This window comes from Neptunomonas sp. (assembly GCF_041601355.1).
Taxonomy (GTDB): domain Bacteria; phylum Pseudomonadota; class Gammaproteobacteria; order Pseudomonadales; family Balneatricaceae; genus Neptunomonas.
In genome coordinates, this window is record NZ_JBFIIH010000018.1 from 16,088 (window position 1) to 40,080 (window position 23,993).

Genomic DNA, 23,993 nt, shown 5'->3' on the forward strand with positions numbered 1-23,993 from the left:
TATTAAGGGAGTGAAGATGATAAAAATTGGTAAATACTGTGCAATTGCTTGTTTAGCTCTTGTACCGCTACTGGCTCAGGCTGAAACACCAACGGAGTCTTTAAAAAAAGTGCTTAAAGGCTACGACCGCTTTAGTGCTGATTTTGAGCAGGTCACTCGTAAAGATCAGGGTGCTACTGCTGAAGTGTTAAAAGGGTCGATGAAAATTTCCCGCCCGGGTTTGTTCCGCTGGGAAACGGCCACCCCGTTTCCTCAACTTATCGTCAGTGACGGTGAGTATGTCTGGATTTATGATCCTGATCTGGAACAGGCGACACGCAAACCTGCAGATCCCAAACAAACTAACGGTGCAGCATTGATACTCAATGGTGATGTTGCTGAATTAGCAGAACAGTTTGAAATTTATCTGCCGATCAATGAAGAGAGCCGGCAGCTTTTTGAACTGTTACCCAAGGATACGCAAAGCAGTTTTCAGCGTATCCGACTGTTTTTTACACAAGGGGTTATGTCTGAGCTTATGTTACAGGATGTGTTAGGGCAGCAGACCACGATTTTATTGAAAGACTCTGTCATTAATGAGCCTATGGATGCTTCTCTGTTTAAATTTACCCCCCCTAACGGAACGGATGTCATCGTGAGTAATGAGCGCTGATGAGCGATCTGTTTGATGATGTTAAACCTGTCTATCAGCCTCTGGCTGCCAGGATGCGGCCCAGGTGTCTGAGCGAATATGTAGGCCAGTCTCATCTGTTGGCGCCAGGTAAACCTTTACGCCAGGCGATAGAACAGGGGGCCTTGCACTCCATGATCTTATGGGGGCCTCCGGGAGTTGGCAAAACGACATTGGCGAAGATTATAGCTCACACCTGTGATGCACACTTCATGAGCTTATCTGCTGTTCTGTCCGGCGTGAAAGAGATCCGTGCAGCGGTCGAAGAAGCGAAGCATGTGGCTTTGTCCCGCCAGTGCAAGGTGATTTTATTCGTTGATGAAGTCCATCGCTTTAATAAGTCACAGCAGGATGCTTTTCTTCCTTATATTGAAGATGGCACATTTTTGTTTATTGGTGCGACCACTGAAAATCCATCATTTGAATTGAATAATGCTTTGCTCTCGCGCGCACGTGTATATCTGTTACGTAATTTAAGTGATGAAGAGTCGCTACAGGTGATACATCAGGCGTTACATGATTCTGAAAGAGGTTTTGCTAATAAACCGCTGGTGTTTGATGAAGGTACGTTAGAACAGCTGGCGCGGGCTGCTGATGGCGATGCACGTAGAGCACTGAACCTGTTAGAAATAGCAGTTGATCTGGCCGTATCAGAGGAGGGTGTAGAGAGAGTCCCTGCTGAAGCGTTGAAAGAGGTCTTGCAAAGTAGCGGGCGTCGCTACGATAAGCAGGGAGATATATTTTACGATATGATTTCAGCATTCCATAAGTCTGTACGAGGCTCATCTCCTGATGGTGCATTGTACTGGTATTGTCGCATGCTCGAAGGCGGTTGTGATCCTCTCTATATCGCGCGCAGACTGGTAGCCATTGCTTCGGAAGATATCGGTAACGCTGATCCACGTGCGATGCAGGTTGCGTTATCTGCCTGGGATGCCTTTGAGAGAGTAGGTCCTGCTGAAGGTGAGCGTGCCATTGCTCAGGCAGCCATCTATTGTGCCAGCGCGCCTAAAAGTAACGCGGTTTATAGTGCGTTTAATCAATGCCGTGCCGATATTCGAAGCGATCCTGATTATGCGGTACCGGTTCACCTTCGTAATGCACCGACGTCGCTAATGAAAGATCTGGGTTATGGTGAAGAGTACCGCTACGCACATGATGAACCGAATGCCTATGCGGCAGGCGAAAAGTATATGCCTGAAGAGATCACGTCGAGACACTATTATCATCCCAGTGAGCGTGGTCTTGAACAGAAAATAAGTGCTAAACTTCAACAGCTTAAAATGTTGGATGAGCAAAGCCCAATTAAACGTTATCAGAATAAAGAGTAAGGTATGCAAACTATCCTGGCGGTCGCCACAGGAGGTGCATTGGGGGCAGCGAGTCGTTATTGGCTAGCGGGAATACTCAATGATAAAGCGGATAGACTTCCTGTCGGTACCCTGACATGCAATATTTTAGGTTCGCTGCTGATGGGGGTTTTATTTGTACTTATTATGGAAAAAGCACGTCTCTCGCCGGAATTGCGGCCACTATTGATGGTTGGATTTCTGGGTGCCTTCACAACTTTCTCCTCTTTCTCTCTGGAGACGGTGGCGTTGCTGCAGGAAGGACATATAATGTCCGCATTAATTTATGTATTATTAAGCGTTTTGATGTGCATCGCTGCTTTGTCAGCGGGGATCTGGATCACCCGCCTGTTTTAAATAAGGTTGTTTAAAAACTCATGTTAGACATAAAAATTGTTCGCGAGAACCCTGAAGCTGTCGCTGCACAGCTTGCCAAGAAAAAGTATGTTTTTCCTGTTGCTCGTTTTAATGAGCTGGAAGCGTTGCGTCGTGAGGCGCAGATTCTGAGTGAAAATCTACAAAATGAGCGAAATACCCGTTCAAAACAGATCGGAAAAGCCAAAGCCTCGGGTGAGGATATTCAGCCGCTTTTGGCAGAAGTCCAGAATTTGGGTGATCAGCTGAATGATGCAAAACAAAAGCTAAATGAAATAGCCTCTGATCTGGATGATATCCTGTTAGGTGTTCCCAATCTTCCCGATGCTTCTGTTCCCGCAGGCGAAAGCGAAGATGATAATGTGGAAGTGCGCCGTTGGGGTACGCCACGGGAATTTGATTTTGAGCCTTTGGATCATGTCGCTTTAGGCGAGCAAAATGGTGGTCTGGATTTTGAAACGGCTGCTAAGATTACCGGCTCACGTTTTGCCATGATGACAGGTAAAATGGCGCGTATGCATCGGGCCCTGATTCAGTTTATGCTGGACGTTCAGACAGAAGAACACGGTTATACAGAAGCTTATGTGCCTTATATGGTTAATGAAGACAGCCTGAAAGGAACAGGGCAGTTGCCAAAGTTTGGCGAAGATCTGTTTAAAGTTCCGTTTGGTGATCGTCAGTATTACCTGATCCCTACCGCTGAAGTGCCGGTAACCAATATTGTACGTGATGAGATTGTTGACGCTGAGCAGCTACCGCTTAAATTCACGGCGCATACACCGTGTTTTCGTTCAGAAGCGGGCGCATCCGGGAAAGATACCCGCGGTATGATTCGTCAGCACCAGTTTGAAAAAGTTGAAATGGTGCAGATTGTCGAGCCGTCGACCTCATGGGCAACGCTGGAAATGATGACCGGCCATGCAGAAGTCATTCTGCAAAAACTAAATTTACCCTATCGTGTTGTCGCACTTTGTGGCGGTGATTTGGGCTTTGGTGCGGCTAAAACATATGATCTGGAAGTCTGGTTACCCGGGCAGGACAAATTCCGTGAGATCTCCTCGGTTTCGAATATGACTGATTTTCAGGCACGACGTTTGAAAGCCCGCTGGAGAAACCCTGAAACGGGTAAGCCTGAGTTGTTACATACACTGAATGGCTCTGGTTTAGCGATCGGACGTACGCTGGTTGCTGTGCTGGAAAACTATCAGGCTGCCGATGGGCGTATCATGGTACCTGAAGCGCTTCAGCCTTATATGGGCGGCGTTACAGAATTGTAAAATAGTTGTAACACAGTTGTAAGAAGTTTACTTTGGCTGATCCATTGGGTCAGCCAACCTCCTGCTTCCCTTCATTCTTATTCTGCTTTAATTTATCATCGTTACATTGACGCTATTTTGGCGCAATGTAGATTCAGCTACCGGTTAATTGTATTGCCGTATATCCGTCTTTCAGGTTTCTATTTTTTTTATTTTGCACTATTGGGTGCAATGGTTCCTTATTGGTCTTTATATCTTAAATCATTAGCGTTTGATGCAAAAAGCATTGGCTTGCTGATGGCAACACTGCATATTTCCAGAATATTTGCGCCGTCATTATGGGGATGGATTGCAGATAAAACCGGACAAAGATTGCGAATCATCCGCTTGGGAGCTTTGTTAACCTGGATTGTTTTTATCGCAATGTTCTGGCAGGACTCTGCGCTTGGAATCGGCTTAGTTATGCTGGGTTACAGTTTTTTCTGGAATGCAGTGCTGCCGCAGTTTGAAGTAATGACGTTAAATTATCTGGGTGAGGCATCGGCTAAATACAGTCGTATAAGGCTTTGGGGATCCATTGGGTTTATTCTTTCCGTTCTTTTGTTAGGCAGTGCTTTAGATAGTATTTCTGTTGCCTGGATTCCCACTATCCTTTTCATTCTGATGATGCTTATCTGGATTAACTCACTGCTCATCCCTGCTGCAAATTTGCCCGCAAAAGTTGAGCGTTCGCCAACACTGCGTTTTACAGAGGTGATAAAAAAACCTCAGGTCATGGCTTTTTTTGTGATAACTATGCTGATCCAGTTCTCTCATGGCCCGTATTACACTTTTTTTAGTTTGATGATGCAGGAACTGAATTACAGCCGAAGCGAAATAGGTATGCTGTGGTCGTTAGGTGTCGTGGCTGAGGTGCTGGTGTTTATCGTCATGCATACGCTGATCAGCAGGTTCGGGTTGCGATTGATTATGATCAGTAGTCTGGTTTTATGTGTTATCCGATGGAGTCTGTTAGGCTTTTGGCCTGAAAATATCTTCCTGGTTATTGTGGCTCAGTTGCTGCATGCGGCAACGTTTGCAAGCCTGCATGCGGTTGGAATATCCCTGGTGCACCAATACTTCCCCGATGATATGAAGGGACGAGGGCAGGCGCTGTTTTCCAGTGTGGGGTTTGGAGTAGGCGGTGCATTAGGTGCCATTGTTGCAGGGTTGTTATGGGATACGCATGGTGCTCAGGTGACATTTGCTATTGCAGTCCTGGTTTCTGTTGTGGCTATCGTGTTGGCATATGTATGGATTCATCCGGAAAAAGTGCAGCAAAATTGCTCCTAATATTTTGCACTGCAGTAGCTATCGCTATATAGTTAACAAAAGTCTTGTATTCTGCGGCATAACAAAGGGTTATGACATGAATTTTAAAGTAGATGTTGAGATGACGCCAAGTGAGTTGCGTCAGGTTATGGGGCTTCCGGATGTTGCATCACTTCAGGATGAAATGATCAAAAAAGTCAGGGAGCAAATGGATGCCGGGGCAGAAGGTTATGATCCAATGACACTGCTTAAACCTTACATCACTAATAGTGTTGGCTCGATGGAATCATTGCAAAAGCTAATACTGAATATGATGCAGGGCTCTGTAAAATCCGATAGTAATAAAAGCTAATCATCACTCATCGTTAATGATGCTGTAGAAAAAAGAGAGAGAACACGTTGCGAATTCTTCGAAAGTATACCAATCGACGCCTATATGATACTTCACGCAGTTGCTATGTCACGCTTGAAGATGTCAAAGAACTGGTTTTAAACAGCGAAGCATTTCAAGTACTCGATTCGAAAACAGGCAATGATCTGACTCGAAATATTCTTCTTCAAATTATTAGTGAGCAAGAAGGAGAGGGGCATGGAACGCTACTGACAAATCAGGTTTTACAGCAATTGATTCGTTTTTATGGTGATAGTATGCAGGGAATGATGAGTCAGTATCTGGAGCAGAGTATTGCTTCGTTTCTGGAACATCAGGATCGCATTAAGGAACAGATGCAAACAATGATGGGGGTTGCTAACCCGCTGACGATGATGAACAGCCTTGCTGATCGTAATATGGCGGTGTGGAATATGTTTAAACCGCCTGCTGACGGCAAAGCTGAAAACGATTCAGAGCCCGCCCCCAGTGCACCGGATCCTAAAAAGCCTGCTAAAGCACCTGAAAACCCTACTAAAGCACCTGAAAAGCCTGTCAAATAAGTCAGCAGAATTATTTGCAGGGCTTATCTACAGACTCTTAATTTACAGAGCCTTATCGATAGGGCCTTATTGAGAGACCCGGGATTAAGAAAGACGTACTGCTTTTAGTCTTTCTTAATCTCTTTCTAATAACCAATCGTTAATGCTCGCCGGCACTATCTTCTGTGATTTTCCGCTGACAAATACCCCGATATGTCCCGCTTTTATTTCCAGCGTCTGATAATCCTTACTGCCGACATGATCGCCTAGCGCAAGTGATGCATCAGGGGGAACAAGGTGATCATAAGCGCCGAAAATATTCAGTACTGGCTGAGTGATAGCGGACAGTCTGACCGGATAATCACCAATAGTAATTTGATCTTTTATCAAAAGATTTTCCTGGAAAAACCATTTGATAAATTGTCGGAATGCTTCTCCGGCCTGATCCGGACTGTCATAGATCCACTTTTCCATACGCAAGAAACTTAAAGCACTTTCAGTGGTATTCAGCTGATTAGGCATACCGAGGTTTTTCTGGATGCCAAGCCGCATCGGCATGAGTGAATTATAAGAGTCATTGAGCATTTCACCCGGGATATTTCCGTAGGTTGATACTGCCAGATCGACATCAACAGAGCGTGCCAGCAGACTTAGCAGGTTGGTTTCTGTTTGAAAATCGACAGGAGTCACCATAGTGATCAGGTTTCTGACTTTTTCAGGGTAAATCGCTGTGTAGCAAAGGCTCAGCGTGCCACCTTGACAGATACCTAATAAGTTAACCCGGGTCGCTTCTGAGTGCATACAAACCTGCTCTACACAGTTGTTTATGTACTCATTGATGTAGTCATCAAGATCGAGAAAACGATCGGCCGGGTCAGGATAGCCCCAATCTATGACATAGACATCAAGCCCCAGATTGTTCAGCGCCTTTAGCAGCGATTTCTCAGGCTCAAGGTCGATCATATACCAGCGGTTAACTAACGCATAGGTAATGAGAAGCGGTGTGCGACAGCGATTAGTAACGTGCTTATTGCCGCAAAAAAAGAGAAGTTTCAGTTTGTCCTGTGAAAATATTTCTATCCCTTTTGACTGCGCTACATCAATCTGAGAGATCTCTTTAAGCGTCTCATAACTGCGTTGAAGTTTTTCATCAAACGCGAGCAGTTCTTCTTCGATTTTATTGGGGTCTAGTTTAAGATTTTTCATCTTCTAAAACCCCCTTGGTTAAGACAGTCTGTGACTTAAGTTCTGCAAGTTCTTGCTGTAACCGGGTCATATCTGCTGATAATTGATGAATAATAGTGGTCAACTCTTCAACGCGATCAGCAACGGGAGGCGTATCTTGTGAGCAGAGGGTTTTGTTTATTTTTCGCATCTCTTTGCGCAGTGTGTGCTGGCGTTGCAGTGCGGTATCCAGCCCTTTACGTGTGGCCAGGCCTAGCGTTTCAAACTGGATGTCACGCATATCCTGGGCATATTTTCGTAATCGCATAACAGCATTAGAAACTCTTCCATGGCTTTTTTGATATGTTTCGGTGTAAAGACAATCAGCATAAGACCGCTCATAGCAATTGACCCAGAGATCATGTAATTGCCCCAGTGTTTCAATGACATCAGAGCCTTCGGTCAGATCTTGCATCAGGGCTTTGGTTGCCTGTAGATTAATTTGGCTGTATTGCTCGATATATTCACTCAATGCATCCTGATATTCCAGCAGGTACTTAATACCATCGCGAGTATTTTGCTGAAATTCATGGGAAGCGCCAACGGAGGGGAAATTAAGTAAACTTTTCAGCCCGCTGGTGTAGGGGTTCTCAAAAAGATTGTCATCCTGAAAACTGTGGGTACGAAATAACGCGGCTACATTTTCTGGTAGTTGCCATTGAGTGAGCAGTGCTTCACCGCTTTGCTGCTGAACAAAATCCCGAAACTTCGTTAAGGGTTCCTGAAGGCTGCTTTTTGTAGGGTTAGTTTCAAGCTGAGTAATAATGTTATTGCCGAACTCTAAAAAGTCCGTGGTTTGAGAAGATAAAATCGCAGCGACACGTGCCATATCGCGGGATGTATCAGGCGAGATGGGTTCCGCTGGTTCAGCGCGTGAAGTTTGCTCATCAATCCATGCTCTGAAAAGTGCATGCTGCTGTTGAAGTAGCGCCTGCATCGGTTCATTTGTATCAGCGGACACGCGCTTACCTCAAATCGTACTTAAAAATGAGAGTTTAATAGAGTTAGTGTGCATTATGAATAGGCACTATGGATAGGAGCTATGGATAAGTGCTACGAATAAGATAGCATTTCAACCAATTTGCTCGCTGCATTAGACAGCGTTCTATCCCGATGGTGTATATAGCCTAAGTGACGCTGAATTGGCGCTGAACCCGTTTCAATGACGGTCAGCGATGAATCAATCATTGTCTCAGGTAACAGGCTCCAACCCAAGCCAATACTAACCATCATTCGAATCGTATCAAGGTAATTCGTTGAAATTCCGACGTTTAGGTCAAGCGCCTGTCTTCGGAACTGTTCGGTTACAATCTGCTGGGTAAAAGTGGAAGCGCCTGGCAGGATAGCTGCATAATTGGTTAACTCCTCTAAGCTGACGTGTTTTTTGTCGGCCAGCACATGATCCCGTGAGACCACATACTGCAGTTTATCAATCCAGATGGATTGTGAGTATATGGCAGGATCAGGCTGGGGTGCTAAAGTAATTAAGGCTAATTCCAAATCACCGTGTAAAACGCCGTTGTAAGCAATTTCAGACTCATCAAAGCGCAAATTCAGTTGTACATCCGGATGTTCTTTTGTGAAGCGGCGCAGTACCGGAGGTAAGCGATGCAAACTGATATGGTGGCTGGCGGCGAGTGATAGCGGGCCTTTGACTATTCCTGAAAGGTTGCCCATGGCCCGACCTGCATCTTTAATGGCGCTTATGATCGTTTTAGCACGGGGGAGCAACTCCCGACCTGCTTCGGTCAGGGTAACTTTACGGCCTATTCTGTCGAAGAGTTTCTGGTTGAGCTGGTCTTCAAGCTGAGCGATACGTTTACTGACAGCCGATTGCGTTATGAAAAGCTGTTCGGCGGCCAGCGAGAATGAGTGGCTTTCTGCGACCGCAATAAAGGCAGATAATGTATTGGTATCCATAGCGTCCTGTTAACCATACCACTCAAAAAACGTCGCTGACGAAAACTGGCTGTCAGTATAGCGATAAAACGGGATAGACGCGCGCAGATTACTTATTATATGGGTTCAGCAGACGTGACGGAGCTTCCACCGATACCGATGATACTTTTAGACCGGGCTGTTGATAAGATGGATACATCAGGTTCGAAGTCTGCGTTAGAAACTAATATTTAAGGGCCGGATACAGGCAATATCATCTGCTCATTGACCCAGGGATGGTCACCAATCATCTCCATCATGTGGTCTATAAAGAGGCGTACTTTGGGGTTCAGGTGACGACGGCTCGGGTACAGGGCATTCACTTCTATTGGTGATGATACATAGTTTTCGAGAATTTCTACCAGTTTACCCTGTTGTACATTGTCACGACAAAAGACTTTAGGCATTCTGGCGATGCCCATATCCTGTAATAGTATTTCGCGGATAAAGCTGATGCTGTTAGCTTTGAGTTTTCCTTTGACCTCAACGACTTCATCCCAGTTATCAAAATCCCATTGGTCAACGGCTTTAAGAACGCCATAGCATTCATGATTTTGCAGATCATCTGGCGTTTTCGGTGTTCCATGCTGTTTAAGATAAGCAGGCGAGGCGTATAGTCCTCGTGACACCGTCGCAACACGGCGTGCTATTAAACTGGAGTCAGCCAGCTCGCCAACCCGAATTGCCAGATCAACGCCTTCTTCAATCAGGTCAATAAGCCGTGTGCTCAATTCAACCTCAAGCATAATCAGCGGGTAGCGTTTCATGAACGTCCCCACGACCTCGTTCATCATAAATACCCCAAGATCGGATGGCATAGTAATCTTTAAGCGCCCGCGTGGGTTTATCTGCGTAGAGGAGAGATAATCTTTTGCTGTATCCAGTTCGTTAATCAGCGGTTGGCAGCGAGCAAACAGCTCCTCTCCGTCGTCGGTAAGCTTAAGTTTACGTGTTGTTCTTTGCAATAAGCGAACACCTAAGTCATCTTCAAGTTGCGCGATACGACGGCTGATAGTAGATTTTTGTATCCCCAGGCTCTCGGCTGCAGAGGTGAAGCTACCTGTTTCAACGATGCGAATAAAAAGGCTTGCGTCATTCAGATTCATAGTGTCGTCGCTTAGTTGAGGATAGTTAAAAAGGTTGAAAAAAGTTGAGAAGAGTAACTAAGTCCGAAAAATAAAGCGCAGGGGAGCAATATATTATGCTTCTTGTTTGGCTACCAACCTGCAGGATTAAAGATAATCTTCTGTTATTGTTGAATAAATATCAAGCGCAGCGCGAGTTTGTCTATTCAGTCAGGTATTTAACCCGTTCGACAATGGCTTTCACGCCGTTGGTACGTGATGGGCTCAAATAAAGGCTAAGGTTACATGATTTCAGCAGCTTATCTATATTCAGTTTCTTCAGGCTTGCGCTGTGTTGATGTTGAATAGCGCTGAGAATCAGATAGCTGATCCCACGCATTAAGCGCGCATCCGAATCGATCGCAAACTTCCACGAAAGATCGGCTTGCTGTGTAGCAATAAGCCATACGTTGGATTCGCAGCCGCGGACTCTGTTTTCTTCGGTTCTATAAGTTTTAGCCAGAGCCGGTAAGCGGTTACCTAAACTCAACAGCAGCGCAAAACGTGCTTGCCAGTCAGCAGTAGAGCAGAGAGCATCGATAAGTTGTTGCTGATCGGCAGGATCACAGTAGATGATATCTGTATTGCCCGGGTCTGTGCGTAGGTCTGCACTGAGTAGTTCTGAGCCCGGGGCTGAAATGGGTAGAGCCGTGTTGCGCAACTGCGGGATGTATTGTTTTAATGCGCTCGCAAAAATTTCAACCTCGGCTGCTGTGTTATACAAGGCAAATGAAGCACGTATCGTACCACTGCAACCCAGGTATTCCATCAATGGCATGGTGCAATGATGGCCGCTGCGTATAGCAATGCCTGACTGATCAAGTAAGGTGGCCAAATCCTGTGGGTGAACACCGTCAACAATAAATGAGAGGATACCGACATTATCGGGGGCGGCGGCCAATACAGTAACGCCTTCAATGTTCTGGCAGAGTGCAACTGCCTGCGCGCGCAGGGCCTGTTCGTGCTTAGCAATAGCTTTACGATCCCAGCTGTTCAGGTAGCGAAGCGCTTCAGCAAAAGCGATAGCATCAGCAATCGGGGGCGTGCCTGCTTCAAACTTAAAAGGCAGTGTATTAAATGTTGTGCCTGCAAAACTGACTCGCTCAATCATCTCGCCACCGCACTGCCATGGTGGCATTTCCTCAAGTAATGCTTTGCGCCCCCACAACACGCCAATACCGGTCGGTCCGTAGCATTTGTGGCCGGAAAAGAGATAAAAGTCACAGCCGATTTGTTGAACATCAACGACTTCATGAGCAATCGCCTGTGCGCCATCAATTACAACGCTAGCCCCCACGGCCTTAGCCATCTGAGTTATTTCGATAACAGGGTTGATAACCCCCAGTGCATTCGATACATGCGTCATCGCGACTATTTTTGGTTGGTGCTGATTGAGCAGTTGTTGGTAAGCAATCAGATCTAACCGCCCCTGCGGTGTTAGCGGCACGGGGATGACCTGTGCCTTATTTTTGATGGCTATCTGTTGCCAGGGAACGATATTGGCATGATGTTCCATCACAGACACCAGTACAGTGTCACCGGCAAGTAGCTGTGAATCAGCAAAGGCGTGTGCAATCAGGTTAATCGCTTCAGTTGCGCCGCGTGTCCAGATTATCTCTTGGGAATGCGCGGCATTGATAAACTCAGCAACACTTTCACGTGCCGCTTCAAACTCGCTGGTAGCACGGTTGGAGAGAGTATGAGAGCCACGATGTACATTGCTGTTACTGAGTTTATAAAAGCGTGAAAGCGCATCAATAACACAGCGAGGCTTTTGCGTAGTTGCCGCATTATCAAGATAAATCAATGCTTGCCCGTTGATCTTACTTGAAAGAATCGGGAAATCACGGCGTGCTTTATTGGCGTCAAACGTTTTGAAATCAGACATATTTAGTCGGATGTTTTCTCTGCTTGCTGAGATGCCTTAGTAAACCGGCTTCCCCAGCGGGCGTACATCATTGCAGCAGTGAATAAAGTAGCGGTAAGTAGTGTGTAGATTGCGCCAAATATACGTGTCTCAACACTGGTTGTTGTGGCTAACACCGCCTCAATGAAATACAACAGTAAAACAAAGCAGAGCCAGGCATGGCCACGCGGGTTGCCTGATTTAAGTGCAGGAATAAAGCACGCTAATGGTAATACATGTAGCGCCCATATAACCCAGGGTTTTCCTACTTCAAGAGGGTGTATCACCATATACCAGAGCGTGAACAGCAGCATCAGGCCAATGTAACTGGCAAGGGTTATCACGCGTGTGATGCGGGCTTTTTTACGTAATGCTTCCATCGGTTATCCTGTGTCTTTTTACTAATATTAAGCAGAAATATTAAGAAGAAAGTTTTTTGGCCAGCAACGCCAAATGTTTACCTTGTGACGTGCACAGGGAAATTTCATCTTTGTCCAGGGCACGTTTGTTGTCGCGCCCTGCCACGTGAGTTGCGCCATAAGGAGTGCCACCCGATTGCGTTGTCAGTAGCGTTGTTTCGCTGTAAGGGATGCCGCTGATCACCATGCCATGATGCAACAATGGCAGCATCATACTGATCAGAGTCGTTTCCTGGCCCCCATGGAGGCTGGAAGTAGAGCTGAACACTGTTGCCGGCTTACCGATTAACCCACCAGACATCCAGATGCCACTGGTAGAGTCAATGAAGTATTTTAAAGCGGCCGCCATATTACCAAAGCGGGTGGGGCTTCCCAGCGCCAGGCCAGCGCACTGGCTCAGATCCTGCTCGCTGCAATACAACGCGCCCTGATCAGGAATGTCGGCAGCGGTTGATTCGCACACCGTTGATATCGCTGGCACTGTACGCAAGCGAGCTTCCATACCTGATTGTTCAATCCCGCGGGCAATCTGCTGAGCCATCTGACGAGTCGCGCCATGTGTGCTGTAATAGAGCACTAAGACATAAGGCGATGACACTTATAAAATTTCCAAAACGGATTCTGGCGGGCGTCCGATACGGGCCTTACCATCCTTCAATACGATAGGGCGTTCGATGAGCTTCGGGTTAGCCACCATCACCGAGATTATTTGCTCATCGGTTAATTCAGGGTTGCTCAGGTTGTTTTCTTTGTATTCAGCTTCATTTTTCCGCAGCAGTGCCCGGGCAGAAAGGCCGAGTGAATCCAGTACCTGTGTTAACTCAGTAGCGGAAGGTGCATCCTTCAAATACTCACGTATATCGGGTTCGATACCCTGTTCTGTTAGCAGCGCTAATGTCTGGCGCGATTTTGAACAACGTGGGTTATGGTAGATTGTCACTTGGCTCATAATGATTTCCCGTGCAAACTGTTATAAAACAGCCATTAAACTGAAGAAGTCGTTATTGTATACGTCTCGGAAGTCGCAACAAAGGCTCAGATTAAAAAGGTTCGGATTAAAAAAGGTTCACATTAAAGTTTACTGTAAGGAATTGCTTGATGAGTGGGTTACCGGATGTTCCAGCCATACGTTTTATACGTTATTTATTCAAACAGTTTTTAGACAATGGTGGAGTGATAAATGCCTCGGCATTAACCTATACAACATTGTTCGCTGTGGTGCCGTTGATGACAGTGTCATTTGCAATGCTTGCGGCGATACCCTCATTTCAGGGCGTTGGCGAACAGGTGCAGGGCTGGGTATTTTCTAATTTCGTCCCAACGACAGGTGAAGTGATTCAGGACTACCTGAAAGACTTCATCAGCCAGGCACAAAAACTAACAGCGGTCGGTGTTGCCTTTTTGGCGGTGACATCCATCATGATGATGCGCAATATCGAAGTGGCATTTAACAGAATATGGCGCGTGTCAGATCAGCGTAGAGGGATGTCCAGCTTTTTACTCTATTGGGCAGTGCTGAGTCTTGGACCAATTTTGATTGGGCTTGGCATATTAGTATCGTCCTACATCGCCTCATTGCCACTGATAACTGACGCAACCAACCTGGTAGGAAAAGCGCGATTACTGACGGTATTACCGGTGATTATGTCAACCGCGGCTTTTACACTCTTGTATGCGGCCGTACCCAATTGCAAAGTGCCATTGAAAAATGCGTTTATTGGTGCGGTTGTGGTGGCTATCCTATTTGAAAGTGCAAAACGCGGCTTCGGTTTTTACGCAACTCAGTTTCCGTCTTATGAGCTTATTTATGGTGCTTTTGCTGCTATTCCGTTGTTTTTAGTTTGGATTTTTATTTCCTGGTTTATTATTCTGATGGGCTGCGAGTTGACCCGCGCACTGACGGTGTATCAATCTCAGGGCAGAGTTTATGAGAAATCACATCTGCATACAATTGTGGGTATTTTGCATCGCTTATGGCAAGGGCAGCAGACAGGGCAGGCGTTATCAGATGATCAGCTGTTACAACAGGTTGCTGGCCTGGAACAGTCGCGTTGGGATGAATATTCACAATTGCTGTTGCAGGAGGATATTATCCGGCGAACCGATCAGGGCGAGTTTTTGCTATCCAGAGGGTTAGGAGCTTTCACATTAAATGAGTTATGTCGGCGCTTGCCCTGGCCAATCCCGGATCCCCTGGATCCAACAGGCAGCGAGACGAGCTGGCAAAAAAATCTGGATCAACATCTGTTGGAAGTAAAAAATCTTCAGAATGAGGAGCTCAGCATTACACTTGAGCGGCTCTTTGACGATGCCGGTAAAGTCTGAGTACGTTTTGCCAATATACGCTCTATCCGTAGAGTATAATCAAGGTTCAACCAAAATATTTAAAGAGAGGGAGGTATCTGTGGCAAAAATTTGTATCAGTGCTTTTGTCAGCGGGCACGTGCAAGGCGTATGGTTTCGTCAGTCTACGGTTGATCAGGCATTATCTCAAGGCTTAACCGGGTGGGCCCGCAACGTGTCTGATGGACGTGTGCAGGTGATGCTGTGTGGTGAAAGTAATGCGGTTAGGCAGGTTGAAGCCTGGTTGCAACTAGGCCCGGCACTAGCCAATGTTGTGGATGTGGTTTCTGAAGCAGTTGAACCAGATGAGTCTTTTGACGATTTTGTTATCAGGCCTGATCTTATGCTGTGATCTCTGGCAGTGGTAATTAGTAAAGAGTTACAAGCGGGGTTATCAAGAGTAAGGAGGCAGCGTTATAGAGCAGGAAAGCAGACACAAAAAAGCCGCTATAGAAGCGGCTTTTCAGATGATCAGGAGATTAAAACCTCCTGATAATGTTTCTTAGTTTGCTTTGCGTGCAGCAGCTTTAGGTGCAGCTTTAGGAGCGGCAGCAGCAGGAGCTGGAGCAGCTTTAGGAGCGGCAGCAGCAGGAGTTGGAGCAGCTTTAGGAGCTACAACTTCCGGAGTGAATGCTTTAGCAGCTTCAGTCATCTGTTCCTGAGCAGTCTGCATGAACTTAGTCATTTCAGCCATCACCGGAGTTTCAGTCAGTTCAGTCATTTTTTCCTGAGCTGTCTGCATGAATTTAGTCACATCAGCCATTGCTGGAACTTCAGACATTTCAGAAACGCCTTTCTCAACAAGCTCAGTCAACTGTTCTTTAGCAGACGTCAGCGTAGCGATCTCTTTTTCAGCAACGTTAGTCAGCTTGGCTTCTAAGTCTTTGAAGTATTTAACCTGAAGTTCGATAGCTGCTTTAGGCTCTTTAACTTCGCTCAATGCTTTCATCTGAGCCAGACCAGAATTGAACAGGTCAGTAACGTATTCAGTCTGCAGAGAGATAAGTTTTTCAGCAGTAGATTTGTTGATTTCAGCCATATCAGTTACAGGCTTCATTTTGTTCTGAACATCTTTCATCATATCTTCGTACATTTTAAAATCCTCGGTAAGCAGCAGTTTTTCTTTTTTGTTGCGATGCAACATATGGGCTAATAATAGAGATTGATTTTTCGCTTGTCAATCCTTTTTTGTGCGGTGCAATAACATATTTTTCAGGTGCAATCACAAGGGCGTAATTGTTTGTATTTATGAAGTTTAATCAACCTATTTGAGCATGTCTTAAAAAAATTTGATTTGATTATGATCAATATTTTTTCATGTATTAAATAAGAAAAAATCTATTTTGCAGGTGCGCTTGGCCTAAATCTGATACGCAAAGCCACCTTTTGCCGTTACAATTCACATATGGATCGCACAATAGTGTGCTGAGTGCCTGTTACCGATTGATGAAATAAGGAAAGTGAATTTATATGCCAGCAGCAAATGGTCATCCCAGTTTTGACTTTATCCGTTCAGAAAAAATAGAGTCGCTTAATGTAAGTGTAGAAGAGTACAAGCATCGGGTGACTGGCGCGATGCATTATCACATCGCTGCAGACCAGGATGAAAATGTGTTTCTGGTAGCATTCAGAACAGTGCCCATGGACTCAAAAGGCGTGGCTCATATCCTTGAGCATACTGCCTTGTGTGGGAGTGAACACTATCCGGTTCGTGATCCGTTCTTCATGATGACCCGCCGTTCTTTAAATACCTTTATGAACGCATTCACCAGCTCAGACTGGACGGCATATCCTTTTGCCAGCCAGAATCGTAAAGATTTTTTCAATTTGCTGGATGTGTATCTGGACGCTACTTTCTTTTCCCGTCTGGATCCGCTCGATTTTGCTCAGGAAGGTCATCGTGTCGAGTTTGAAGAAGCAGACAACGCAGAGTCCGCGCTGGTATATAAAGGTGTGGTTCTCAATGAAATGAAAGGAGCAATGAGCTCACCTATTTCTACTTTATGGCAAACCGCTACTAAGTACCTCTTCCCGACGGTTACTTATCATTACAACAGTGGTGGTGATCCAGACAGCATTACTGATCTGTCCTATGACGAGTTGCTGGCTTTTTATCGTACGCATTACCACCCAAGTAACGCCGTCTTTATGACGTTTGGTAACATCCCGGCTGAAGAGTTACAAAGCCGTATGCAATATCAGGCGCTCAATACGTTTGAAAAGCTGGATATTAATATTGCTGTGACCGATGAAAAGCGTCTGTTTGCGCCGTTAAGCGTAGAAGAAGCATACGCATTGGACGAAGAGGATATCTCTGGTAAAACCCATCATGTACTGTCCTGGTTGCTGGGACACTCCATTGACCTGAAAGAACAACTCAAAGCCCATCTTTTATCACGCGTGTTGCTGGATAACAGTGCATCGCCATTGCGTTATGCGCTGGAGTCTTCCGAGCTGGGTAGCGCGCCTTCGCCTTTATGTGGTTTGGAAGATTCAAATCGCCAGATGTCTTTCATGTGTGGTCTTGAAGGCAGTGAGCCGGAAAGCGCAACGGCGTTTGAAAAACTGGTCATCGATACATTGCAACGCGTTGCAGAAGAGGGCGTACCCCAATCCATGGTTGAAGCGCAGTTGCATCAACTGGAATTAGGTCAGCGTGAGATTAGCGGTGATGGCTACCCTTATGGCCTTAATCTGATCATGGCATCGGTATCATCAGCGGTTCATCGCGGTGATCCGATCGCACTCTTGAATCTTGACCCTGTCCTGGACGAGCTGCATGAGTTGATTAAGGATACTGATTTTATTCCTTCGATGATTCGCGAGCTACTCCTTGAGAACACCCATCGTGTACGCTTGACCTTACGTCCTGATAATAAAATGACAGAACGTAAAGAACGCGATGAAAAAGCCAAGTTGGCCGCCATAAAAGCGAACATGTCAGACGAACAGAAACAGTTTGTGATTGATCAGGCAGCGGCGCTGGAAGCACGTCAGACGCAACAGGATGATGAATCAATCCTACCTAAAGTTACCCTGCAGGATGTTCCGGTCGAGATGCATGTTCCGGTAAGCGAGCAGCAGGTATTGGCAGGGCAGTCACTGGATTGGTATGGGCAGGGCACCAACGGCCTTGTTTATCAGCAGGTGATTATCGACCTTCCTGAGTTGAGTGAAGAAGAACTACAGATTATGCCGCTGTTCAGTCACTGTCTGACGGAGCTGGGATGTGGCGAACGTTCTTATCAGGAAAATCAGCAGTATCACGTGCAGGTATCCGGTGGCGTCCATGCTTTCTCGACCATGCGTGGTGCAACCGATGATGAACAAAATGTCAGTGGCTACTTTGTAATCTCTGGTAAAGCCTTGTTACATAATCAAGAAGCACTGACACATCTGCTATATGAAACTCTTAACGATGCACGTTTTGACGAAACCACACGTTTACGTGAAATTGTTTCACAACAACGTAGCCGTAAAGAGCAGAGCATTACCGGCCAGGGCCATAGTCTGGCTATCATGGCGGCGGCGGCGCGTCTCAGTCCTGCCGCATGGGTTGATCAACAATCTCGCGGGCTGGAAAGTATCCGTTTTGTTAAAGCGCTGGATAAGCAACTGGATGATGCAACTGCCTTGCAGGCGCTCTCAGCCAAGCTGGTGGCGATGCATGAGAAAATCAAACTGGCACCACGCCGCTTCCTGTTAGTGGCTGAGCCAGAGCATCAGGATCAACTCATTACGTCGTTGAAGAATCAATGGCAGACAGCACCGCTGGCCAACGCTTCGCGACTGAAACTGAAAGCAACCCGTGAAACGGTTAAGCAGCTTTGGACTACCAGCACACAAGTCAGCTTCTGTGCAAAAGCTTACCCAACGGTCCCGGTAGATCATACTGATGCAGCACCGCTGACCATTCTGGGAGATTTTCTGCGAAATGGTTACCTGCATCGCGCCATTCGTGAAAAAGGCGGCGCTTATGGTTCGGGAGCAGGGCAGGATAGCGGTGAAGCGGTATTCCGTTTCTTCTCCTACCGTGATCCACGCTTAACGGAAACGCTGGATGATTTTGACGCATCGATAAAATGGCTGCTGAACAATGAACACGATGCAGCTAAGCTGGAAGAAGCGATACTCGGTGTCGTCAGCTCTATCGATAAACCCGGCTCTCCGGCAGGCGAAGCGAAAGGGGCATATCACAGCGCCTTGTTTGGTCGTACTGCAGAACAGCGGCGTGCATTCCGTCAGCAGATTCTCAAGGTCAGCCTGGAAGATCTGAAACGTGTTGCCGCGCAGTATCTTAAGCCTGAATTGGCGAGTATTGCGGCAGTCACCAGTGTTGAAAAAGCCAAAAGCCTGGCCGATCAGTTTGAAGTGATCGCGCTGTAAGCCATTCCATCAGCAAAAGGCCAACGGAGCACCCGCAAGGGTGCTCTTGTCGTTATGACGAACTCCACCGCTACAGATAACGCCATCTATAAAGGCGCTCTACTGATCCTGCTGGCTGAACTGTTTCTGGTTTTTTCAGGTATGGTCATTAAGCAGATCAGCGGTGAATTACCCACCGAAATTATCGTTTTTATGCGTAACCTGTTTGGGCTGATGTTACTTATACCCTGGCTGCTCAGAAATGGCAGAAAAGCGATTCGTACACAGCTAATACGTTTTCATATTATGCGCGCCGCCGTTGGCGTTACTGCCATGAGCTGCTTGTACTATTCATGGGGACACTTACCGCTGGCGCAGGCGGCATTGCTTAAACAAACTGCGCCGTTTTTTATGCCGTTAATCGCGCTTTATTGGCTGGGCGAAAGTATCAGCGGACGCGCTAAACTGGCAATACTGGTTGGCTTTATTGGCGTCTACTTTGTCCTTAACCCACATGAAGGCAGTCTCAACGTTGTCGTCATTATCGCTGTGTTAGGTGCCATGCTAGGCGCACTGGCAAAAGTCACTATCCGTCGCATGGTGGGTACAGAAAGTCCGCAAAGAATCGTATTTTACTTCGCCTTATTCAGTGCTACATTATCAGCTATTCCCGCTTTGCTGGTGTTGCAAACGCCAACGACCATTCAACTCGGGTGGTTAATACTACTGGCATCCACCTCTACGGTAGCGCAATTGTTGCTCAGTAAAGGCTACAGTTACGCACCCGCAGGGCAGCTAGGGCCGTTTACTTATGGCTCGGTTGTGTTTGCGGCACTGTTTGGCTGGTGGATCTGGGAAGAAAGCCTCGGTTGGAACACCTGGCTGGGCATGATGTTGATAACACTGGCAGGATTAATGGCGATGCTGAAAAAACAACCAGCCAAAGCCAAAAAAAATTAATTTAGCAATGTTCATAAGCAGGGCACCATGATTACAGCAAATGAAGCACTAGCAAGGTTGAAGGCAGGCAATCAGCGTTTTATGTCAGGCGTGCGCAGTCTCGAGACTGACGTGAAATCAACTAACCGGGCAGGTTTTGTCGGAGGGCAGGAACCGTTCGCTATCGTGTTGGGATGCTCAGATTCCAGAGTCCCCGCAGAAATTATCTTTGATCAGGGGCTAGGCGATCTGTTTGTTATCCGGGTCGCCGGTAATATAGTTGCGCCATCTCAAGTGGGTAGCGTTGAATTTGCCGCCGAACAATTTGGCACCCCATTGGTTGTTGTGCTTGGCCACTCAAAGTGTGGCGCAGTGACCGCAACGCTGAATGAGCTAAAAAATCCGTCGCAGTCAACCTCGTCATCCAATGTGATGTCCATCGTCAATCGCATCAGGCCCAGCATACAACCCCTGTTTGAGTCAGGGGTGCATCAGGATCCGGATAAGCTGTTAACCGCCTGCATCCATGCCAATATGCTAGCCGCCACCAACCACCTCAGGCACGGATCACAGATTCTTGAACAGCTAGTAATGAAAGGTGATTTAAAAATCATCGGTGCTAAATATTCGCTGGAAACGGGCGAAGTCACGTTTTTTGAGTAAAATAAAAATTCAATACTTCTGGCAGAGTAGCCTGGCTAAGCGCTTACAAGTCAGGCGCATACAGGTCAGTCAAAAGCCCGAGGAATTCCGGGGACAGTTTACTTAATTCCCAGGGTAATTCCGGGACAGTTTACTTAAGCGGCCTGCTTTCAGGCCCAGATTTTCCTTTAGGTAAGATACGCTTTGTCAGAACACCTGCTATGATCTTTCGTCAGCAATGTGCCAGCAGCAAAATTGTAGAGGTCACTAATATAACAACGAACCTGCTACTCCATTGCAGGCCTGGTAGGACCAGGGATAGGAAGGACTAATACCGCTCAAGTCTCAACCATGAGCGGTTACATATCCGATCATCCGGCAATATAAGGTTTGCACGCCTGATGCCAGCGTCTATATTGTGATTCAATATCGAGAAACTTCATGTATTAGGCCTCCACATGCAAATAAAAATCACCCTGCCCATCCTTACCATCTTTGTTTTTATTCAGATTACTTTTGGCCATCAAATGCCCGCACATGCCGACGAGTCGACCTTTCAGCCTGCGATTGCATGGGGCGGAACAAAAGTTATAAAAAAGGGCAGTTGGGGTGATTTGGTGTCTCAGGGGATTTCTAAATTCGAAGCCAAGACCAACGTTAGCGTTCATCAGGTATTTGCGGAAGAAATGGATGATTATGTGGCTCAAATCGAAAAGTTAGCAGAGGAAGGTTATAGCCCAATTATAATGACGACCTCAGCACCAAAATCTAAGAAAAAGCTAGAGCAAATAATCGACCGATACCCTGACCGCCGCTTCATCCTGACCAATGGCGCGTATTCGATTCCCAATGGGTTCTTCATTATTTTTGCTTATCAAGAAACATCTTTTCTTGCGGGATATTCAGCAGCGCGAAAATCAAAAACGGGTAAAGTTGGGTTTATAGGTGGCGTCGATATCCCCGTTATTCGTGACTATCTTTGTGGCTACATAAAAGGCGTCCACTACGCCAACCCTGATATTGATGTGCTATTCGATTTTGTCGGCGATGGATTTAAGGGCTGGAATGACAAACCCCGCGCAGCTGAGCTGGCCAATTTACAAATTGACAACGGCGCGGACATTATTTATACGGCTGCCGGGGCCAGCGGGCCGGGGGCATTAGAAGCCGCTCACAAACGCGGTAAGCTCGGGATTGGCGTTGATAAAAACCAAAACGACTTATTCCCTGGTAGTGTCCTAACATCGACTGTCGTCCACGTAGACAACACGATTTACCGCGCTCTTTTAGCTTCTTATCACAATGTCTGGGGTGAGCAGTTGAAGCTTTTCGGCTTGCAAGAAGGGGCGATCGAACTCGCCTTTGATGAACACAATGCGCCATTGATCTCACCTGAACTGAAGCTGGAAATCGCTTTAGTGCAAGAAGATATTATTTTGAAAAAAATCTCTTTGCCCCGTTATACAGAGCCTGAATCATGCCTCTTGGGTGGGAATATCTTATTTTGAAGTTGAACCTTCATTCAATCAAGCTGACCTTGATTTTAGGTATGATAATCAGCTTGATTCTCTCTTTTGTGTTTGGCGGGTGGTTATCAATTTGGGTACTTAAGTCCAAACTCTATGACGATTATAGTCAGCATCGCATTGAACTAACCGCTCGTGTGGCTAATACTCTCGTGGACCCCATTTCCAACTTCTCCCCCCTAAGTGGCAGGTTGGTTATTGAAGCAATCAAACAAGATCCGGATGTCGTCATGATCCATGTCTTTGATGACACAAATGATATGAATTTCGTCAAGATCAACATGCCCAGCCGTGCATCTGTCCAGTCTTTCGAAAACTTTGCAGATGTTTTGAAAGAGGGTCAGACCATAGGCCGTCTAAATATTATTTATAACGACCATAGAATCACCCAGGATATTGCTAAAAATAAGCGGCTCATTATTCTTATTTTCGGTAGCGTATTTCTGGCGACGCTCTTAATCATGTACCCCTTTATGTCTGTGGTTCTCTTCAAGCCTCTCGACAAGTTGTCCAATCAGGCTGAAAACTTTAAAAGCAACGAACTCGAACAACCTTCCTCATGGCGAGGCAGTGATGAAATCAGTGTGGTTGGTCAAACCCTTGAAAGTGCCCGACACTCCATTCGCAATCTAATCTCAGAGCTTGAGGAGCGAGGCGAAGCCTATAAGATTTTATCCGAAACCGACCGTTTAACCGGTCTCGTAAACCGCTATAAACTTGATTTGAGCTTAAATGCAGAAGCCAGGCGCGCTCGTCGCTTTAACAAGCCCTTTGGCATTATTCTAATTGATATTGATTACTTTAAGTGCGTCAACGACATGTACGGTCATCACATCGGTGATCAAGTTTTGATACAGTTTTCTCATGTCCTCAAAACAAGTACGCGTGAGAGCGATGTTGCAGGACGTTGGGGTGGTGAAGAGTTCCTTGTTATCTCTCCCGAAGCAAACCTGGAAGGGATGTATACCCTTGCAGAGAAAATTCGAACCAATGTTGAAGCCACCCAATTTCTTGGTGTTGGTCAAAAGACCATCAGTCTGGGCTACACTATTTATCAAGAGAAGGAAGAGATCAGTCATCTCATCTCGCGCGCTGATATTGCTCTTTATGAAGCCAAGAACAAGGGCCGGAATTGCGTGGTTATGGCACCTGATTAGAAAATACTGCTCGCTTCATACAGTAGAGTATAAATGGTGAAAGAGAGCATAGTTAATAGGTGAGATTGGGTCGTTGCGACGTAAAAGGCTTAGTCGCGACAGGTCAAGCGTTTGAGCAGGGGGTGTCAAAAGCCTGGATCAGTAGCTACAGTTAAACTTCCGGGATTAATCAGGCATTAACTAATGCCTCTTTAAAGTCTCAGGGGCTTTATGCCTTAAACGATGATTGGATCAAAACAGGCTATTCTTAGTGAAACGTCTGTAAGAATCCGCATGCAATCCAATCTTACAGATGCATGCGAAATTGCACGCTGATAAGCAGGTAACGCCCTAATACCTAATCCGCTGACATTTTCTTTTTCACACAAGCCTGCCTGTCGGAACTAATACAACTAAACCAATCGTCTATTGTTTCCGATTCAAAAACCCTTTCAATGTAGCTATCGAGCAGAGCATTCTGCTGCTCTCCATATTCTTCCGGATTACGAATTATAGGGTACATAGCATGAACTCCATACGCATATCAGCACATTATAT

General features: G+C 46.2%; 24 protein-coding genes. 14 read left to right on the forward strand and 10 right to left on the reverse strand.

Annotation, left to right across the window (positions count from 1 at the left end; all coding sequences use genetic code 11):
- Positions 1-16 precede the first annotated feature (16 nt).
- From lolA to phaR, 7 genes are all read left to right on the forward strand, one after another.
- Positions 17-652: an outer membrane lipoprotein chaperone LolA gene (lolA, locus tag ABY436_RS04765; protein WP_372737874.1), complete on the forward strand. Its 636-nt coding sequence runs from the start codon at positions 17-19 to the stop codon at positions 650-652.
- The gene (locus ABY436_RS04770) at positions 652-2,001 is read left to right on the forward strand and encodes a replication-associated recombination protein A (RefSeq protein WP_372737875.1); all 1,350 of its coding nucleotides are present in this window, start codon (positions 652-654) and stop codon (positions 1,999-2,001) included. The genes lolA and ABY436_RS04770 overlap by 1 nt, the downstream gene beginning before the upstream one ends.
- Positions 2,002-2,004: 3 nt before the next feature.
- Complete coding sequence (gene crcB, locus ABY436_RS04775) at positions 2,005-2,376, forward strand: fluoride efflux transporter CrcB (RefSeq protein WP_372737876.1); 372 nt, start codon at positions 2,005-2,007, stop codon at positions 2,374-2,376.
- 20 nt (positions 2,377-2,396) lie between these two features.
- Positions 2,397-3,671: a serine--tRNA ligase gene (serS, locus tag ABY436_RS04780; RefSeq protein ID WP_372737877.1), complete on the forward strand. Its 1,275-nt coding sequence runs from the start codon at positions 2,397-2,399 to the stop codon at positions 3,669-3,671.
- A 117-nt stretch (positions 3,672-3,788) separates the two neighbouring features.
- Positions 3,789-4,982, forward strand: a complete 1,194-nt coding sequence (locus ABY436_RS04785) for an MFS transporter (RefSeq protein ID WP_372737878.1) — start codon at positions 3,789-3,791, stop codon at positions 4,980-4,982.
- A 76-nt stretch (positions 4,983-5,058) separates the two neighbouring features.
- On the forward strand, positions 5,059-5,313 hold the full coding sequence (locus ABY436_RS04790) for a DUF6489 family protein (RefSeq protein ID WP_372737879.1): 255 nt from the start codon (positions 5,059-5,061) through the stop codon (positions 5,311-5,313).
- 47 nt (positions 5,314-5,360) lie between these two features.
- Positions 5,361-5,894, forward strand: coding sequence for a polyhydroxyalkanoate synthesis repressor PhaR (gene phaR, locus ABY436_RS04795; RefSeq protein WP_372737880.1), 534 nt, complete (start codon positions 5,361-5,363; stop codon positions 5,892-5,894).
- Positions 5,895-6,008: 114 nt separating this feature from the next.
- On the opposite strand, the gene phaC is transcribed toward phaR, so the two are convergent.
- From phaC to arsC, 8 genes are all read right to left on the reverse strand, one after another.
- Positions 6,009-7,079 carry a class III poly(R)-hydroxyalkanoic acid synthase subunit PhaC gene (gene phaC, locus ABY436_RS04800; RefSeq protein ID WP_372737881.1) on the reverse strand — a complete coding sequence of 357 codons (1,071 nt, stop codon included), beginning with the start codon at positions 7,077-7,079 and terminating at the stop codon, positions 6,009-6,011.
- Positions 7,066-8,058: a poly(R)-hydroxyalkanoic acid synthase subunit PhaE gene (locus ABY436_RS04805; RefSeq protein ID WP_372737882.1), complete on the reverse strand. Its 993-nt coding sequence runs from the start codon at positions 8,056-8,058 to the stop codon at positions 7,066-7,068. The genes phaC and ABY436_RS04805 overlap by 14 nt, the downstream gene beginning before the upstream one ends.
- A 92-nt stretch (positions 8,059-8,150) precedes the next feature.
- Complete coding sequence (locus ABY436_RS04810) at positions 8,151-9,017, reverse strand: LysR family transcriptional regulator (protein ID WP_372737883.1); 867 nt, start codon at positions 9,015-9,017, stop codon at positions 8,151-8,153.
- A gap of 209 nt (positions 9,018-9,226) precedes the next feature.
- Complete coding sequence (locus tag ABY436_RS04815; RefSeq protein ID WP_372737884.1) at positions 9,227-10,141, reverse strand: LysR family transcriptional regulator; 915 nt, start codon at positions 10,139-10,141, stop codon at positions 9,227-9,229.
- Positions 10,142-10,322: 181 nt separating this feature from the next.
- Positions 10,323-12,047, reverse strand: coding sequence for a SufS family cysteine desulfurase (locus ABY436_RS04820; protein ID WP_372737885.1), 1,725 nt, complete (start codon positions 12,045-12,047; stop codon positions 10,323-10,325).
- 2 nt (positions 12,048-12,049) lie between these two features.
- Complete coding sequence (locus tag ABY436_RS04825) at positions 12,050-12,445, reverse strand: DUF2069 domain-containing protein (RefSeq protein ID WP_372737886.1); 396 nt, start codon at positions 12,443-12,445, stop codon at positions 12,050-12,052.
- A 40-nt stretch (positions 12,446-12,485) separates the two neighbouring features.
- Positions 12,486-13,082: an NAD(P)H:quinone oxidoreductase gene (wrbA, locus tag ABY436_RS04830; protein ID WP_372737887.1), complete on the reverse strand. Its 597-nt coding sequence runs from the start codon at positions 13,080-13,082 to the stop codon at positions 12,486-12,488.
- Complete coding sequence (gene arsC / locus ABY436_RS04835; protein ID WP_372737888.1) at positions 13,083-13,433, reverse strand: arsenate reductase (glutaredoxin); 351 nt, start codon at positions 13,431-13,433, stop codon at positions 13,083-13,085.
- A 149-nt stretch (positions 13,434-13,582) separates the two neighbouring features.
- Between arsC and ABY436_RS04840 the strand changes: the two genes are divergently transcribed.
- A complete protein-coding gene (locus ABY436_RS04840) occupies positions 13,583-14,809 on the forward strand; it encodes a virulence factor BrkB family protein (RefSeq protein ID WP_372737889.1) in 1,227 nt (408 codons plus the stop codon).
- A 79-nt stretch (positions 14,810-14,888) separates the two neighbouring features.
- The gene (yccX, locus tag ABY436_RS04845; RefSeq protein ID WP_372737890.1) at positions 14,889-15,179 is read left to right on the forward strand and encodes an acylphosphatase; all 291 of its coding nucleotides are present in this window, start codon (positions 14,889-14,891) and stop codon (positions 15,177-15,179) included.
- A 150-nt stretch (positions 15,180-15,329) separates the two neighbouring features.
- Here the strand turns inward: yccX and ABY436_RS04850 are convergent, their stop codons facing one another.
- On the reverse strand, positions 15,330-15,920 hold the full coding sequence (locus ABY436_RS04850) for a phasin family protein (RefSeq protein ID WP_372737891.1): 591 nt from the start codon (positions 15,918-15,920) through the stop codon (positions 15,330-15,332).
- 377 nt (positions 15,921-16,297) lie between these two features.
- Here ABY436_RS04850 and ABY436_RS04855 point away from each other — a divergent pair, with 377 nt between their 5' ends.
- From ABY436_RS04855 to ABY436_RS04875, 5 genes are all read left to right on the forward strand, one after another.
- Complete coding sequence (locus tag ABY436_RS04855; protein WP_372737892.1) at positions 16,298-19,213, forward strand: insulinase family protein; 2,916 nt, start codon at positions 16,298-16,300, stop codon at positions 19,211-19,213.
- A gap of 54 nt (positions 19,214-19,267) precedes the next feature.
- Positions 19,268-20,152, forward strand: a complete 885-nt coding sequence (locus ABY436_RS04860) for a DMT family transporter (protein ID WP_372737893.1) — start codon at positions 19,268-19,270, stop codon at positions 20,150-20,152.
- 27 nt (positions 20,153-20,179) lie between these two features.
- Complete coding sequence (locus ABY436_RS04865; RefSeq protein ID WP_372737894.1) at positions 20,180-20,794, forward strand: carbonic anhydrase; 615 nt, start codon at positions 20,180-20,182, stop codon at positions 20,792-20,794.
- A 437-nt stretch (positions 20,795-21,231) separates the two neighbouring features.
- Positions 21,232-22,281 (forward strand): BMP family ABC transporter substrate-binding protein, encoded by a 1,050-nt coding sequence (locus tag ABY436_RS04870; RefSeq protein ID WP_372737895.1) that lies wholly within the window; start codon positions 21,232-21,234, stop codon positions 22,279-22,281.
- Positions 22,251-23,456 carry a diguanylate cyclase gene (locus ABY436_RS04875; RefSeq protein WP_372737896.1) on the forward strand — a complete coding sequence of 402 codons (1,206 nt, stop codon included), beginning with the start codon at positions 22,251-22,253 and terminating at the stop codon, positions 23,454-23,456. The genes ABY436_RS04870 and ABY436_RS04875 overlap by 31 nt, the downstream gene beginning before the upstream one ends.
- Before the next feature lie 337 nt (positions 23,457-23,793).
- Here the strand turns inward: ABY436_RS04875 and ABY436_RS04880 are convergent, their stop codons facing one another.
- Positions 23,794-23,958 carry a hypothetical protein gene (locus ABY436_RS04880; RefSeq protein WP_372737897.1) on the reverse strand — a complete coding sequence of 55 codons (165 nt, stop codon included), beginning with the start codon at positions 23,956-23,958 and terminating at the stop codon, positions 23,794-23,796.
- Positions 23,959-23,993: the final 35 nt, after the last annotated feature.

Bases quoted from the DNA above. Each gene is read 5' to 3' on its own strand.
- ABY436_RS04825 (WP_372737886.1), bottom strand. From the start codon at position 12,445: ATGGAAGCATTACGTAAAAAAGCCCGCATCACACGCGTGATAACCCTT.
- ABY436_RS04850 (WP_372737891.1), bottom strand. From the start codon at position 15,920: ATGTACGAAGATATGATGAAAGATGTTCAGAACAAAATGAAGCCTGTA.
- crcB (WP_372737876.1), top strand. From the start codon at position 2,005: ATGCAAACTATCCTGGCGGTCGCCACAGGAGGTGCATTGGGGGCAGCG.
- arsC (WP_372737888.1), bottom strand. From the start codon at position 13,433: ATGAGCCAAGTGACAATCTACCATAACCCACGTTGTTCAAAATCGCGC.
- ABY436_RS04875 (WP_372737896.1), top strand. From the start codon at position 22,251: ATGCCTCTTGGGTGGGAATATCTTATTTTGAAGTTGAACCTTCATTCA.
- phaC (WP_372737881.1), bottom strand. From the start codon at position 7,079: ATGAAAAATCTTAAACTAGACCCCAATAAAATCGAAGAAGAACTGCTC.
- ABY436_RS04855 (WP_372737892.1), top strand. From the start codon at position 16,298: ATGCCAGCAGCAAATGGTCATCCCAGTTTTGACTTTATCCGTTCAGAA.
- ABY436_RS04790 (WP_372737879.1), top strand. From the start codon at position 5,059: ATGAATTTTAAAGTAGATGTTGAGATGACGCCAAGTGAGTTGCGTCAG.
- ABY436_RS04870 (WP_372737895.1), top strand. From the start codon at position 21,232: ATGCAAATAAAAATCACCCTGCCCATCCTTACCATCTTTGTTTTTATT.
- lolA (WP_372737874.1), top strand. From the start codon at position 17: ATGATAAAAATTGGTAAATACTGTGCAATTGCTTGTTTAGCTCTTGTA.
- ABY436_RS04860 (WP_372737893.1), top strand. From the start codon at position 19,268: ATGACGAACTCCACCGCTACAGATAACGCCATCTATAAAGGCGCTCTA.
- ABY436_RS04810 (WP_372737883.1), bottom strand. From the start codon at position 9,017: ATGGATACCAATACATTATCTGCCTTTATTGCGGTCGCAGAAAGCCAC.
- ABY436_RS04770 (WP_372737875.1), top strand. From the start codon at position 652: ATGAGCGATCTGTTTGATGATGTTAAACCTGTCTATCAGCCTCTGGCT.
- ABY436_RS04880 (WP_372737897.1), bottom strand. From the start codon at position 23,958: ATGTACCCTATAATTCGTAATCCGGAAGAATATGGAGAGCAGCAGAAT.
- serS (WP_372737877.1), top strand. From the start codon at position 2,397: ATGTTAGACATAAAAATTGTTCGCGAGAACCCTGAAGCTGTCGCTGCA.
- ABY436_RS04820 (WP_372737885.1), bottom strand. From the start codon at position 12,047: ATGTCTGATTTCAAAACGTTTGACGCCAATAAAGCACGCCGTGATTTC.
- ABY436_RS04865 (WP_372737894.1), top strand. From the start codon at position 20,180: ATGATTACAGCAAATGAAGCACTAGCAAGGTTGAAGGCAGGCAATCAG.
- ABY436_RS04840 (WP_372737889.1), top strand. From the start codon at position 13,583: ATGAGTGGGTTACCGGATGTTCCAGCCATACGTTTTATACGTTATTTA.
- ABY436_RS04815 (WP_372737884.1), bottom strand. From the start codon at position 10,141: ATGAATCTGAATGACGCAAGCCTTTTTATTCGCATCGTTGAAACAGGT.